This is a genomic window from Herbaspirillum sp. CAH-3 (assembly GCF_009668275.1).
Classification (GTDB): Bacteria; Pseudomonadota; Gammaproteobacteria; order Burkholderiales; family Burkholderiaceae_D; genus Herbaspirillum; species Herbaspirillum aquaticum.
In genome coordinates this window covers 441,542-456,000 of the sequence record NZ_VSWE01000001.1, presented here as the reverse complement: position 1 = coordinate 456,000, position 14,459 = coordinate 441,542, and the positions used below count along the sequence as shown (strand labels likewise).

Here is a 14,459-nt window from a genome sequence, read left to right as displayed (position 1 = left end):
TACAGTGCTGTCTATCTGTACAGCTTTCGCCGCAAGTGCTTGATTCTATTGGTCGGGACGGTGTGATTCGAACACACGACCCCTTGCACCCCATGCAAGTACGCTACCAGGCTGCGCTACGCCCCGACTGAAGACAAAGATTATAGGCTGCCTATGTTATTAAATCAACTGTTTCTGCAAAACATTTTTAATCATTTGCGGAAGACGGCCATGAGTCCCGGAGCCGCCGCCTCAGCCCTGCCGACACCTCGCGAGGCTGAAGCCTCCATCAGCGTCCGCCAAAAAATTCATTCATCAGGAAATTCTGCAGCCCCTTGGTATCTTCCAGCCGAGCTGACAAGGTAACCACCCTGCCCAGCTTTTGCGAATCGAAATTGAAATCGCCCTGATAGTAGCGGCGGATCAGCGCAATCATGCTGTTGACCACTGCCAGCTGCACATTGCCGCCGAACCCGGCATCCACTTCGATCAACTGGTTCTGGCTGCGGCGCTGGTCGGTGGTCCACCCGCGGAAACTGTATTGCGCCACGCGCGGACCCATGCTGATGATCTGGAAGACGCCGTTGGTGCCTCGCCCGCGCCGCTCCTGGAAAGCGATATTGGCCCGGGCGATGTCATTGGCCGAGGGATTTTCCGCAGCGCGTGCGGCGGCGTTTTCTTGCGCAGCTGCCTGCTCGGCCTCCTCGCGCTTCTGGCGATTGCGATTGAGCGATGCCATGAAATCTTCAGCAGGGGCAGCGGGCGCCGAGGCTGCCGCATTGCTGCTCGGGGCCTCGGTGACAGGCAAGGGCGTGCGTTGTGGAACGGACTGCCGCGCCGTGGGCGCACTGTGCCGAGGCGCAGGCTTTGCCACAGGCTTCTTCTGGACCGGCTCGGGCTTTTTCGGCTCAGGCAGGGGCTTCGGAGGCTCCGGCTGAGCCACCGGCGCAGCCGGACGAATGAAACTGACCTGCAGGGGTGCATCCGGGCGGCCGGGAGACTGCAGCGTGGGCGGCGTTTCATTCAGCTTGGCACGCACGAACATGAACAACACCGCATGCACCAATACGGACGAGGCAATTCCCAACGCCGTCCGGCGCCGAGAGCGGGAAATGACATCTGTTCGGGTCGACGAAACGATAAAACTCATACGGTGTGAAGACAGCGGCGAATTGACGGCCTGCGATTCATGCCGCCGCACCCCGGGCGCGGGCACCTCATGCGCCCCTTCCGCTCCTGCCCTGCTTGCCCATCCACAAAGGCGCCATTTTAGCCGGTTTTGGCATGCGCACGGACTCTGCCGTGCTCAACTCTTGCACCGCGCAATCAACGCCACCGGCGGTGACCACCCCATCCGCTGCTGTATCCGAAATAGAACGATGAAGAGGGATAGCTGTAGGCCGGATACGAGGGATAGGCAGGGTATGCATAATAAGGCGAATACACCGGCTGGGCCGGATAAACCGCCGCGCCATTGTAGGGGCTGGCAGGCACAGCCACACATCCGCCCAACAGCAACGTGGCAGGCAGTACGGTCAACAACAGAACGGAACGCAGGTCAGGTTTCATGAGGGACTCCTCCGGCGCAACAACGCCAACATGACACTATCCCCTGCTCCCGGCGCGCCATCCAATCCCCTTACTATTTGTTACGCGCTTCATTCAGCTTGTGCCGCAACTGATTCAATCTTCACCTGCCGTTGCTACTGTATATACCGCCGCTGCCATAATGCGGATGAGCCATGCTTATATAATGGCGCGGCAACAAGCCAAGCCGGACCACCCTCCGGCCCACAATCAAAACGAGACCCCAAGGCCTGCCCAGCTCGGCGCCAGGCTTCATCCTCAACAGCACATCATGACCACCCCTGCCCCTACCCGCCGCGCTCCCGTCGTCGTCATCGCCCCCGATTCGTTCAAAGGTTCTCTCTCTGCCGAAGAAGTCGCCGCTGCCATTGGCGCCGGCATTCAGGCGGCACTGCCCGATGCGCAAGTCCGGCTCTGCCCGATTGCAGACGGCGGCGAAGGGACACTGGACGCGCTCATGCATGCAGGCGGAGAACGCCTCACCGTTGAATGCCGCAATGCCGCCGCACAGGCAGCATCAGCACCGGTCGGCATCCTCAAGGATGGCACTGCGGTGGTGGAATCGGCTGCCATCGTCGGCATCACCGATGACGCCGGCATGGCCGTCGCAGTTCAACAGCGCACCACGCTGGGCGTAGGCGATGCGATCAGGCAGTTGCTGGATCGCGGGGCACGCCGCTTCCTGGTAGCGCTGGGCGGCAGCAGCACCAACGACGGCGGCGCCGGACTGCTGGCAGCGCTCGGTGTAGAGTTTTTCGATGCGGCTGGCGAGATCGTGCCGCCGGTACCGGCGCAGCTGCAACGCGTGGCGCGAGTGGATGCATCAGGACTGGATCCGCGCGTCAAGGAGACGCATTTCGTGGCCATGTCGGACGTCGACAACCCACTGTGCGGTCCCGAGGGGGCGACTGCCGTGTTTGGTCCACAGAAAGGCGTCAATCCCGACCAGGTGGCAACGCTGGATACTGCCCTGAGCCATTTCGCGAAGGTGCTGGAGCAGGCCCTCGGCCATCAGGCATGCGGCCGGCCTGGCGCGGGTGCAGCCGGTGGACTCGGCTATGCGCTGCTCATGCTGGGGGCGCAGTTCCGCTCGGGAGCGGAGACCGTGGCCGACCATATCGGGCTGGACGAAGCGCTGGCGGGGGCGGACTGGCTCATTACCGGCGAGGGCCGCAGTGACGCGCAGACCCTGCACGGCAAGGCACCTTTCATCGCCAGCCAGCGCGCGCGCCGCGCTGGTGTGCCGACCACCCTGCTATCGGGCGGGATTGACCGTAAGTCACTGGATAAGCTGCAGAGCAGCTTCTCAGGATGCTTTTCCATCACTTTCGGACCGATGGATCTGAAGGAAGCCATTGCGCAGGCACCCGGACTGCTCAAGGATAGCGGCGAGCAGCTGGCACGCTTGTGGCAGGGCGCTGGCGCCCGCTGAGTCGCCTTTCCCCGATAAGGTAGCGCCCTCCCCGATTCAGAAGGGGGGACGCTTCGCTTGGACCTCCCAATCCCACTCGTTAACTGGTGCGGCAATTTGCCCCCCACTCCCCCGCCCTCAGCATTACTCCCGTTTCATTGCGATCACCCCAGCCGATTGCAGCAAAAAATGACTCGGAATCCCCGTAAATCACAAATTAACTAAAAAACAACATTCTTGCGAATTGCGACAAATTGAAGGCTAGTTTGTTGAGAACCAGCAATGTAAAGAGAGCAAAAAATATATTTTCAATATTGCAATATCAATTTTGCAATTTTCAGTATTCTTTTGATAACTTTCTAGCTTCAATGTGTTGTTTTTTAGACAAAATAATTGCCCCACGGATTTGTTAATTTCCGCAGCGCACAATTGCACGTAAATGCCCTGCAGAAACTCTTGAAATCCTTTACTGGCGCGGCTTTCCGGCCGCTTAAAAAAATCACGAAAAGTGGATTTTCAGGCCAAATTTTATTGCTCAGCTCCAGACCAAATGTTATAGTTCCGACATCAACGCATTTTTTGTAACAACCGTCAGAATTTGTCAGGAATTGTTTGATTTCAGGCAATATAGATTGACTGTGACGCAGTTGTCCCAGGGCAATCCAGCAAGTATCAAAGTGAGTTGATTTGGTTTGGAATGGAAAGCGCCACGCGCAATCCTCTTCATAAATAGTCGTAAACTTAAAGGATTGATCCCATGAAAAAGCTTCTCGTCACTTCCGCGATTACTCTCGCCCTGGCAATGGCTGGCGGTGCAGCCCACGCAGCCACCTTCTCGTTGAGCCCCACCAATGGCAGCGCCAGCATCGCTTCGCCTAACTATGCGGAGAACGTAAGTTTCGATGACACCTACACCTTCACGATCAGCAGCTTGAAGGACTTGTCGGCATCGATCACCGCAACCTTCGTGACGACCACCAACGGCGGCGTGAAGACCTTTGTGCTGAAGGATCTGACCAACAACACGACCGTTGGCAGCACCAAGTTCACCAATACCGTGGGCAACAAGAGCTACACCACATTTGCCATCGACGCGAGCCACCTGACCGCGGGCAACTACGCCCTGCAGATTACCGGCAAGGGCAGCTATGGCGGCTCCTTGATTCTGACCTCTTCCGTCCCCGAAGCCTCCACCACCGCCATGATGCTGGGTGGCCTGGCCTTCGTCGGCATGATGGCTCTGCGCCGTCGCCGCAACGAAAAAAACGAGTCGGCCCTGCCGACCGGCATGGCTGCTGCTTGAGCAGTCTCCGCGCCAAAGAAAAACGCCCGACAAGTCGGGCGTTTTTTTTCGCGATAACAGATGGAACGAACATCAGGGCGGCACCAGCAGTGCGCCCCCAGCCTTCCCGGCGAGACCCTGCTCCGCTTATGAAGCAGACCTCTCCCCGGACGACACCACTTTAGCAGGTGCCCCCACCACGGTAGCCCCTGCCGGGACATCGTGCAACACCACCGACATCGCGCCGATCTTGCAGCCATCTCCCAAGCGCACCCCACCCAGCACCTGCGCATAAGCACCAAATTCGACGTCATCACCGATGACCGGTGAAGGGCCGTCAGGATGTCGATTGCCGATCGTTACCCCCTGGCGCAGCGTGCAGCGAGCACCGATGACGGCCTGATCATTGATGAAGATATTGCCAAAGTGCCAGATCCTGAGCCCGGGGCCGATTCTCGCGCCACGCGGCAGACTGATCCCGAACGCCGTCTCCGTGAAGCGAAAGACGGGCCAATACACCGCATTCTGCAGCTTGCGAACCAAACCCGCCGGGCGCGCTTCGATACGCCGCCCCCAGCGATAGACCCAAATGGCCCAGATCGATTGCTCCTTCAAGAATGGACGGGGCACGTTGTAGCGCTCCAGGTCAGCCAGCCAGTCAGGGTCCCGCGACATCAATATTCCTTTCAAAATCGGTCATTCTTGAAGCTTCTTCCAGCATTCGTTGCGATCTTGCTGTCTTGTCATGATTCTCGAAGAAAAATTCACAAGGTGACAACAAAATACCACGATTATTTCACCAGATTTTTAGATGAAAAAGGCGACTGTGCAGCGCAACAATATGATAAATTTGCCAAACAATCCAGCAACTGCGATTAATTGACGCGAAAAATTTCCGATTGGCAAAAACGCCCAGGAACTTTATTTCGCTGTCCGGTTCAGTTCAGCTGGCTTCATGAAGTATCACACTTCCTCACGGCAAGACCGGTTCGACGGAGCGAGCTGGGGAGTGGATGGGACTTCGATTCGTGACAAGAGCAAATGCCCTCGTGCTGCTCCGGAAGAATGAAACGGGTTTTGCCTGAGGATTCTTTCCGTAGCGCCGCAATGATGGCAGGGACCTGAACAATGGAATCGTCGTCACACGGCCGCCGCCAAGCGTATGACATCGCGGCGCAAACGGCCGGTACTTCTGAATGGATCCACCCCTCTCATCTGAAAGCGCTTCCATGATCACGGTATCGAGCTGGCCCGAGACTTCCACCCTCCTGAACTTCTCTTGCCGCTCCTGCAGGAAACAAATCCGCCATGCCGTGGCCGCGATGCAAGGCGCCGCGCCTGCTCCAGCAGCTCCCCAAGCGTGAGGCCTGCCATGCGCTGCATCGCCGTCATTCCCGCCCGTTTCGGTTCCAGCCGCCTGCCCGGCAAGCCGCTGGCTGATATCCTGGGCAAGCCCATGATCCAGCATGTCCATGAACGCGTAAAAGCCCTGCAAGAGCTGGCCGATGTGGTGGTGGCCACCGACGACGAGCGCATCGTCGACGCCGTCACCGCCTTTGGCGGCAAGGCCTTGCTGACTTCGCCGGACCATCCCTCGGGGACCGACCGTCTGCGCGAAGTGATGCGACACCATCCGGCTGATCTCTATCTCAATGTGCAAGGCGACGAGCCCCTCGTGAATCCGGAGCACCTGCGCAAACTGTTGCAGGCCATGCTGGCCGCGCCACAGGTACAAGCCGGCACATTGTGCCATCCGATCAGCGCCGCCGAGGCGGACAATCCCAATACCGTGAAGGTGGTGCGCAACCGGGCCGGCGACGCCCTGTACTTCAGCCGCGCGCGCATCCCCTTCGACCGCGAGGCCAGCGGCAAGACCCGCTATTTCAAGCATATCGGCGTCTATGCCTATCGCGCAGAACTGCTGGAAGCCTTCCCCGGCTTGCCGCCCAGCGACCTGGAGAGCTCGGAAATGCTGGAACAGCTGCGCATCATGGATGCAGGCTGGCAGATCCGCGTCATCGAGGTCGACCATGCCGCGCCGGGCGTCGATACGCCCGCTTGCCTGGAACGTGTGCGCGCCCTCATGGCCGGCCTGCCCGACCCGGCGCTCAAGGCCGGCAGCCTGGCCGACATCAAGCTGGTCATCACCGACATCGATGGTGTGCTCACCGATGGCGGCATCTGGTACGACGACAGCGGCGAATGCCTCAAACGCTTCCACGTGCGCGATGGCATGGGTATCAAGATGCTGCAAGAAGCCGGAATCAACGTGGCAGTCATCTCGGGGCGCGATTCGGCCACGCTGCGCCGCCGCCTGGCGGACCTGGGCATTACCGTCTTCCACCTCGGCGCCAAGGACAAGGCCGCTGCCTGTGGTGCCATCATGGCGCAGTATGGCGTGCAGGCCGAGGCCACCGCCATGATCGGTGACGACAGCATCGACCTGCCCGGCTTTGCCGTTTGCGCATGGCCGGTCGCAGTGGGCGACGCGCCGGATTACGTCAAGCGCCACGCGCGCGTGGTCTTGGCCAAGGCGGGTGGCCAAGGGGCCTTCCGGGAGTTTTCCGACAGCATACTGAACGCACTGAACCGTTCAGCCATCTATGACAGCGTTGCTGGTTATGCCCAGGCCATGAGCCGCATGACGCAGTGAGCTGCCCAACAAACCAAGTGAGAACAGCATGAGAACAACCGGAATCCGGGTCTTCCAGGAACAGGCACAAGCCTTGAACATGATCGCCGATCGCCTGGCCGAAGAATTCGAGCAGGCCGTCGAACTGATGTACAACACCCGCGGCCGCGTGATCGTCTCCGGCATGGGCAAGTCCGGCATCATCGGCAGCAAGATCGCCGCCACCCTGGCCTCCACTGGGACATCTTCCTTCTTCGTGCACCCGGGCGAGGCCTATCACGGCGACCTCGGCATGTTCACCGAAGCCGATACCGCCATCCTCATCTCCTATAGCGGCGAAACCGAAGAGGTGATCCGCCTCATTCCCTCACTGCGCCACTTCGGCCTGCGCATCATCGCCATTGTCGGCAAGCGCGAATCCACCTTGGGCAAGAATGCTGACGTGGTGCTGGACGTATCGGTGCCGCGTGAAGCCTGTCCCAACAACTTGGCGCCCACCACCTCCACCACCGCTACCCTCGTGATGGGCGATGCGCTCGCAGTGGCCCTGATCGAGAAACGCGACTTCAAGCCCAACGACTTTGCCCGCTTCCACCCGGGCGGCAGCCTGGGCAAACGCCTTCTGACCCGGGTCAAGGATGTGATGCATACGCAGGTACCTTGGGTCATGCGAGATACCCCGCTCATCGACGTCATCGGCCAGATGACCGAAGGCGGCCTGGGCATGGCCCTGGTCAGCGCCGATGGCAACCGCCAGGCCCTGTGCGGCGTGATCACCGACGGCGACCTGCGCCGCGCCCTGGCCGCACGCAAGGATATCTATCACATCACTGCAGCCGACCTGATGAACACCTCGCCCAAGACGGTCGCGGACGACGAAATGTTCGTCGATGCCGAAGCCAAGATGCTGGAACTGAACATCACCGCCCTGGTGGCACTGAACGCGCAGCAACATGTAGTGGGCGTGCTCAAGCTGCTGGATGCGAAGCGGCTTTGATTGCGGCGGAAACATACGTATTCTTCCCCCCAGGCGCACGCGCAATGCGCCGGTATTTCAAAATCACCCTCCTGCATGAGGAAACGGAACATGATCAAGATCAATGAGATTCAGGTTGGAAACGAACTGCCCTTCGTGCTGTTCGGCGGCATCAATGTGCTGGAATCGGAACAATTCGCCGTCGACGTCTGCGGTGAGTACGTGCGCATCACCAAGGAACTGGGCATCCCCTATGTCTTCAAGGCGTCCTTCGACAAGGCCAACCGCTCTTCGATCAAGAGCTATCGCGGCCCGGGCCTGGAAGCTGGGCTGAAGATCTTCGAAGCGGTCAAGAAAGCCCATGGCGTGCCGGTACTGACCGACGTGCACGAACCCTACCAGGCCGAGGAAGTAGCCAGCGTCTGCGACGTCCTGCAACTGCCCGCCTTCCTCGCACGGCAAACTGATCTGGTCATCGCCTTGGCCAAGACTGGCAAGGTCATCAACATCAAGAAGCCGCAATTCGTCAGCCCGCCGCAGATGAAGAACATCGTCGAGAAGTTCGAAGAAGGCGGCAACACCAATGTGATGCTGTGCGACCGTGGTGCGCAATTCGGCTATGACAACCTGGTGGTGGATATGCTGGGCTTTGGCGTAATGAAGCAGGTCAGCGGCAACAAACCGGTGATCTTCGACGTGACCCACGCCCTGCAACAGCGCGAATCCGGCGCCGCCGCATCGGGTGGCCGTCGCGGCCAGGTCACCGAACTGGCCCGCGCGGGCATGGCACTGGGCATCGCCGGCCTGTTCCTGGAAGCCCACCCGGATCCGAGCAAGGCCCTGTGCGACGGTCCGAGCGCATTGCGCCTGTCGCAGCTCAAGGCATTCCTGGAGCAGGTCAAGGCGGTCGATGATCTGGTCAAGAGCCTGCCTGAACTGGATACGCATTGAGCATGGGAGCACTCATCAAGGCCAGAATGCCAGTTTCACGCGCCACACGCTTGATACTGGCATGTGGCGCTCGCCACCATGAAATCGGGCTCGCGTCAGAATGAGTGCAGCATCCAACGTACGATGGATTGCGGTCACCCAGGTCGTGAAGATCGGATCCCAACTCGTCAACATGTTTGTGTTGACGAGACTGATCCCGCCATCTGAATACGGCTTGATGGCAATGGCCGGGATTGCCACCAACCTCGCTTTCATCCTGCGCGACATGGGCACGGCAGCCGCAATCATCCAGAAGCCTGAACTGCACGAAAACGACAGCTCCTCAGTCTTCTGGCTCAACATGATCGGCGGCCTGATGCTGATGCTGATGTTGTGGCTGGCGGCCCCCTTCATGGCTTCCACCTTCCATGAGCCACGTCTGACAGAGGTGCTGTGGGTGCTGGCAATCACCTTCCCGATCGCTGCCAGCTCCATGGTTCATCAAGCGCTACTGGAAAGGGTGTCACGCTTCCGGCTCATTGCTGGCATCGAATCGGCGGCCTCCTTGCTCTCACTGGTCATCGCGCTGCTAATGGCTTTTCGTGGCGCTGGCGTATGGAGCCTGACGGCCCAAGCCGTCATGACGGCTGCCTGCACCACCTTGCTGCTGTGGCGCTATTCGCCATGGAGACCGAAAATGCTATTTGACCGCGCTTCGGTGCGCAGCGTCTTTTCGTTCAGCGGTGCAATGGCGGGCAACCAGATGGCAGCCTACGTCTTCCGAAACGCCGACAGCTTCGTTGTCGGCAAAATGCTGGGCGCCACTATCCTGGGCAATTATTCACTCGCCTACAAGCTGATGCTGTTCCCGGTACAAAACATCTCTTGGGTTGCCGTACGGTCGCTATTCCCGGTGATGAGTCGTCGTCAGGATGACCAGGCCTACCTTGCCAGTTTGTCGCTACGCTCTTTGCGCCTGATCTCTTTCGTAGCTGCGCCGATGATGTTCGGGGTCGCCAGTCTGTCGGATTTATTCGTGACGGTTTTCCTCGGGCCGAAGTGGTCTCTGGTGGGAGATATCCTGCTGTTCTTGGGGCTGGTCGGCTATCTCCAAGTCATTACAAGCATTGCCGCACCGGTCTTCATGGCACTGGGCAAGACCGGTTGGATGCTGCGTCTCTCGCTCATCGGTACCCCGCTGTACGTCATAGGGTATGTATTGGGCGCACGCCAGGGAGGAGCCGAAGGACTGGCCATGGCTTATCTGGCAGTCTCGATCGTGATGGCCTTCCCCACCTTCCATTTTGCCTGCCGGCTGATCGGGGTGCGACTGAAGCAATTTCTGTCCGCGTTGCTGCCCTCGCTACTCTCCGGTGTCGCCATGATGTTCTGTATCCTGGCCTGCCGCGCCCACATCGCGGCCACCGGGACCTCGCTATTCGTGCTGCTGGCAGGAATCGGACTGCTTTTCTGGCTGATGACGGTCGTGCTCTTCCAGCGGACTGCGGCCAAAGAATTCTTCCGCCTAGCGTTCAAACGAATCAAAAAATAGAGCTTATTGCCAACGGATGCCCACCATGAAAATCGCCATCTTCGTCCTTGCCGACATGTTCGTGCCCCTCTTGCTCAGCACTGGCAACTGCCTGGAAAAGCGCCATGCCCACCAAGTGCGCTACCTGAATTTCCTGCCGCACGATCACAAGCTGCTCGCCAAGAACACGGATCAGCTTTACCCCCGCAATCTGGAGACGCTCGATGGTACCGCCCAGATGTCGGAGAATATATTTTCGCAAGATGAAGTACAAACCATGGTTGGCTTCATGCAGGCAAAGCACGGGGGCAGCTTAAGTGAATGGTACGGCCGCGTGAACACGGTTGCGCGATACGTGCGTCACTTCATAGACGAACATCAACCTCAACTTTTTGTAGTCTGGAACGGACAGGACCATATTGGCCAAGTCATCACCGCTCTATCCCAGCGCCAGCACATTCCTGTTGTCTATCTGGAGAACGGTTATTTCGCAAACACGCTACAAGCCGATCTGGCCGGGGTGAATGCATCGGCTACGCTGGCCTCGCTGGATTACGAAGCGGTCCTTGCGAAAGCACAGGCAGGTTCAGTCAGCACCGACGCCGAAGCGCCCCCCTTCCTGCTGCGCCCCCTGACGCGTACCCAACTGGCCAGCATTGCACTGGCTCATCGTGCCAATCTGGGCTATTACACCCAGTATCCTGAGCAGCGGGGCTTCAGCCGCATCAAGACCTGGAAGATCAAACGCCAGCGCGCCGCCATTCCGAACGACCAAGTGACTCTCCCGGAGCAATTCGCCTTTGTGCCGCTGCAGGTGCATGACGATACGCAAGTTCTGCTCAATTCAAAATTGGTCCACTCTGTCGAAGAGTTCTTCGAGACCGTACATGCCGCCATCCGTCGTACCTGTGGTGCAGATTACCCTATCATCGTCAAGGAGCACCCCGAAGATCTCGGTCGCTATGACTACACCGCGCTAAGGCGGAAATACCCGGATGTGATCTGGCTACGCAAGTTTGATATCGAACTCTTGCTCGACCGCGCCAATATGGTCTTCGTCATCAACTCGTCGGTCGGCCTGCAGGCAGTTGGCCGCAAGAAACCGACGGTCGTGCTGGGCGAGTCCTTCTACTCCAAGCCAGAGATTGCCTTTGTCGTGAAGGACCTGGCCGAATTGGATGCCATCGTCCATCGTGCAGCCCAAGGGGTGGATGAGATGATGTCCATTCGCATCGATCGTTTCCTCGACGCGTTGAATCGTACGCTCTTCGTCAAAGGTACCTGGAAGCATCCTGCCTGCATTCGGACGGGCCCTGCTCTGGCTGAGAGGCTGCTGGCCTTGTACGAACGAAATCCCCAATTGGAAGGTGGAAACGCGGCTCTTTCACACCCCGCAACCGCCAACGGCTGAGGCTGCTAACGAAGAGACAAAAAAAGGAGAGCACCATGCTCTCCTTTTTTACGGGCACCAATTACTCTCAGGCCCGCTTGTAGACGTCGTCAAACCTGACGATATCATCCTCTCCCAGATAACTCCCCGACTGCACCTCGATCAGATGCAGCGGCAGCTTACCAGGATTTTCCAGGCGATGAGTCACGCCGATGGGCAGGTAGATCGATTCATTCTCGCTGAGCAGCGTCACTTCCTCACCCCGTGTAACCAGCGCGGAACCGCTGACCACGACCCAGTGTTCGGCGCGATGATAGTGCATCTGCAAAGACAGCTTCTCGCCCGGCTTGACGATGATGCGCTTGACCTGGAAGCGTTCACCCGAGTCAACGCTCTCATAGCTGCCCCAGGGACGGAAGACACGCTTGTGGTGGACGTGTTCGGTCCGCTTGGCATCTTTGAGCTTGTCAACGAAGGCCTTTACGTCCTGCACCTTGTCCCGATGGGCCACCAGGACGGCATCATCGGTTTCCACGACCACCAGGTCTTCCACGCCCAACACCGCGACCATGCGGCTCTCAGCACGAACCATTGTGTTCTTCACCTGCTTGAGGTGTACGTCGCCGCGCACCACATTGCCATCAGCATCGGCGGGCAGCACTTCGTGCAAGGCGCTCCAGGAACCGACATCGCTCCAGCCAATGCTGGCTGGCACCACCACGGCACGGGTGGTATTTTCCATCACTGCGTAGTCGATCGACTCGGAGGGCGAGGCTGCGAACGCAGTCTCATCGAGGCGGCAGAAATCGAGATCGGCGTAAGCCTTGGCCACGGCCTCCTTGACGGCCGCACCGATCAATGGACGATGTACCTCCAGCTCGGCCAGGTAATCACGCGCCTTGAAGAGGAACATGCCACTGTTCCAGTAGTAGCCCCCCTGCTGCAGGAATCCGGTGGCCGTGGCCAGATCCGGCTTTTCGACGAAGCGGTCGACCAGGAAATTGCCGCTCCCGGCACTATCGGATGCACCCCTGAGAATGTAGCCATAACCGGTCTCGGGATGCGTCGGTTCGATGCCGAAGGTCGCCAAGGCGCCGTTCTGCACTGAAGCCAACGCGCGGCGAACCGCTTCGTGGAAGGACAGCACATCGGTGATGACATGGTCGGCGGGCAGCACCAGCATGATCGCTTCCGGATCAAGGCGCTGCAGGTGCAAGGCGGCGGCGGCCACGGCGGGCGCAGTATTGCGGCCTTGCGGTTCGAGCACGATGCCCAGCGGTCGTACACCGATCTCACGGAGCTGCTCGGCGATCATGAAGCGGTGATCATTGCCGCAGACGACCAACGGTGCTTGGACCTCGGGCCAGGAGCTGACCCGTGCCACGGTTTCCTGCAGCATGGTCTGCTCGCTCACCAAAGGCAGGAGCTGCTTCGGATAAGCAGCACGCGACAGCGGCCACAAGCGGGTTCCCGAACCGCCGGACAAGATGACGGGATAAATTTTGGTATTAGACATTAAGCACTCCTGGTTTCCTGATTTGCACTGCGCGATTTGAGGCGGCGATCCCGCGCATCGTTCCATTGTTCGTCCGGCTGATCGGAGGTATGTTTCATTTCGCCTTCGTGGGTGACACTGTAGGCGCCATACACGACGCTGTTCTCGAACGTGGTACCGCTGGCCACGCGAGTATATTCGAAGAGCACGCTGCGAATCACCTTTGCACCACTGCAAATATGGCTTCCGTGGCCAATCCAGGCCGGACCGACGATGGTGGAGCCGGCGGCCACATGGGAGCCGGCACCAATATAGACTGGGCCTTCGATGGTGGTGCCCTCCCATTCGATGCGGGTATTGAGGCCCACCCAAACACCTTCCTGAATCTGGGTACCGGGGACGTACATCTGCGCCACTTCGCCCTTGAGCACGCTTTGGAGCACCGACCAGAAATCGGTGACGTTGCCGATGTCGATCCAATTGAAGAAGCGGTTCTGGGCATAGAAAGGCAATTGTTTTTCCACCAGCAACGGGAACAGATCGGCGCCGATGTCGAAGAACTTGTCCTTGGGAATCAGGTCCAGGGCAGCAGGTTCCATGATGTAGATACCGGTGCTGGCCAGATTGGACAGGGCTTCTTCCTGCTTGGGCTTTTCCTGGAAAGATTTGACCTTGCCATCTTTCTCGGCCACCACGATGCCGTAGCTGGAGACCTGCTCCATCGGCACTTGCTTGGTGATGACGCTGACCAGCGCACCCTTGCGGCGATGTTCGAACAGTGCGGAATGAATATCCAGGTCGATCAAGGCATCGCCACAGATGACCAGTGTAGTTTCATCGAAGAAACCACCGAACTCCTGGATCTTCTTCATGCCACCGGCCGAGCCGATCGGGTCGGGAAAGACCTGGCCATCATCATCCACATAGCCCTCGAACGAATAGCCGATACGCGCGCCGAAACGCTGGCCTTCCCCAAAGTAATTCTCGATGCGATCGTGCAGGTAACTGACGTTGACCATGATGTCCTGGATGCCGAACTTCACCAGATGCTCGATCAAATACTCCATCACGGGCTTGCCCAGAATGGGGATCATCGGCTTGGGCAGCGCATAGGTCAGGGGGCGGACACGGGTCCCCTTGCCCGCTGCCAGAATCATTGCTTTCATGAATGCCTCTTCTATTGATGAAATGTAATCAGCACTACCTAATCAAGCGATACGCACTATACCTTGAAGGTAATCGCACA

Annotated in this window: 12 protein-coding genes and 1 tRNA gene; 7 read left to right on the top strand and 6 right to left on the bottom strand. The window is 58.8% G+C overall.

What is annotated here, in order from left to right:
* Nucleotides 1-49: 49 nt before the first annotated feature.
* From FYB76_RS02185 to FYB76_RS02175, 3 genes are all read right to left on the bottom strand, one after another.
* Nucleotides 50-126 (bottom strand) — tRNA-Pro (locus tag FYB76_RS02185).
* Nucleotides 127-268: 142 nt separating this feature from the next.
* Nucleotides 269-718: a hypothetical protein gene (locus FYB76_RS26545; protein ID WP_186450067.1), complete on the bottom strand. Its 450-nt coding sequence runs from the start codon at nt 716-718 to the stop codon at nt 269-271.
* Nucleotides 719-1,305: 587 nt separating this feature from the next.
* Complete coding sequence (locus FYB76_RS02175; RefSeq protein WP_088753726.1) at nt 1,306-1,548, bottom strand: hypothetical protein; 243 nt, start codon at nt 1,546-1,548, stop codon at nt 1,306-1,308.
* 289 nt (nt 1,549-1,837) lie between these two features.
* On the opposite strand from FYB76_RS02175, the gene FYB76_RS02170 reads away from it, so the two are divergent.
* The gene (locus FYB76_RS02170) at nt 1,838-2,998 is read left to right on the top strand and encodes a glycerate kinase (RefSeq protein ID WP_154132519.1); all 1,161 of its coding nucleotides are present in this window, start codon (nt 1,838-1,840) and stop codon (nt 2,996-2,998) included.
* Nucleotides 2,999-3,734: 736 nt separating this feature from the next.
* On the top strand, nt 3,735-4,280 hold the full coding sequence (locus tag FYB76_RS02165; protein ID WP_154132518.1) for an FxDxF family PEP-CTERM protein: 546 nt from the start codon (nt 3,735-3,737) through the stop codon (nt 4,278-4,280).
* 126 nt (nt 4,281-4,406) lie between these two features.
* Here the strand turns inward: FYB76_RS02165 and FYB76_RS02160 are convergent, their stop codons facing one another.
* Nucleotides 4,407-4,934, bottom strand: a complete 528-nt coding sequence (locus FYB76_RS02160) for a serine O-acetyltransferase (protein WP_154132517.1) — start codon at nt 4,932-4,934, stop codon at nt 4,407-4,409.
* Nucleotides 4,935-5,631: 697 nt separating this feature from the next.
* On the opposite strand from FYB76_RS02160, the gene kdsB reads away from it, so the two are divergent.
* The 5 genes from kdsB to FYB76_RS02135 all read left to right on the top strand — a co-directional run bounded on the left by kdsB (nt 5,632) and on the right by FYB76_RS02135 (nt 11,739).
* On the top strand, nt 5,632-6,912 hold the full coding sequence (gene kdsB, locus FYB76_RS02155; RefSeq protein WP_154132516.1) for a 3-deoxy-manno-octulosonate cytidylyltransferase: 1,281 nt from the start codon (nt 5,632-5,634) through the stop codon (nt 6,910-6,912).
* 28 nt (nt 6,913-6,940) lie between these two features.
* Nucleotides 6,941-7,888 (top strand): SIS domain-containing protein, encoded by a 948-nt coding sequence (locus FYB76_RS02150; protein WP_195724549.1) that lies wholly within the window; start codon nt 6,941-6,943, stop codon nt 7,886-7,888.
* Nucleotides 7,889-7,978: 90 nt separating this feature from the next.
* The gene (kdsA, locus tag FYB76_RS02145; RefSeq protein ID WP_154132515.1) at nt 7,979-8,818 is read left to right on the top strand and encodes a 3-deoxy-8-phosphooctulonate synthase; all 840 of its coding nucleotides are present in this window, start codon (nt 7,979-7,981) and stop codon (nt 8,816-8,818) included.
* Nucleotides 8,819-8,918: 100 nt separating this feature from the next.
* The gene (locus FYB76_RS02140; protein WP_154132514.1) at nt 8,919-10,349 is read left to right on the top strand and encodes a lipopolysaccharide biosynthesis protein; all 1,431 of its coding nucleotides are present in this window, start codon (nt 8,919-8,921) and stop codon (nt 10,347-10,349) included.
* 25 nt (nt 10,350-10,374) lie between these two features.
* The gene (locus FYB76_RS02135) at nt 10,375-11,739 is read left to right on the top strand and encodes a capsular biosynthesis protein (protein ID WP_154132513.1); all 1,365 of its coding nucleotides are present in this window, start codon (nt 10,375-10,377) and stop codon (nt 11,737-11,739) included.
* 67 nt (nt 11,740-11,806) lie between these two features.
* On the opposite strand, the gene FYB76_RS02130 is transcribed toward FYB76_RS02135, so the two are convergent.
* Nucleotides 11,807-13,234, bottom strand: a complete 1,428-nt coding sequence (locus tag FYB76_RS02130; protein ID WP_154132512.1) for a mannose-1-phosphate guanylyltransferase/mannose-6-phosphate isomerase — start codon at nt 13,232-13,234, stop codon at nt 11,807-11,809.
* Entirely contained in the window at nt 13,234-14,370 is a 1,137-nt protein-coding gene (locus tag FYB76_RS02125) for a sugar phosphate nucleotidyltransferase (RefSeq protein ID WP_154132622.1), read from the bottom strand. The genes FYB76_RS02130 and FYB76_RS02125 overlap by 1 nt, the downstream gene beginning before the upstream one ends.
* Between the last annotated feature and the right edge of the window lie 89 nt (nt 14,371-14,459).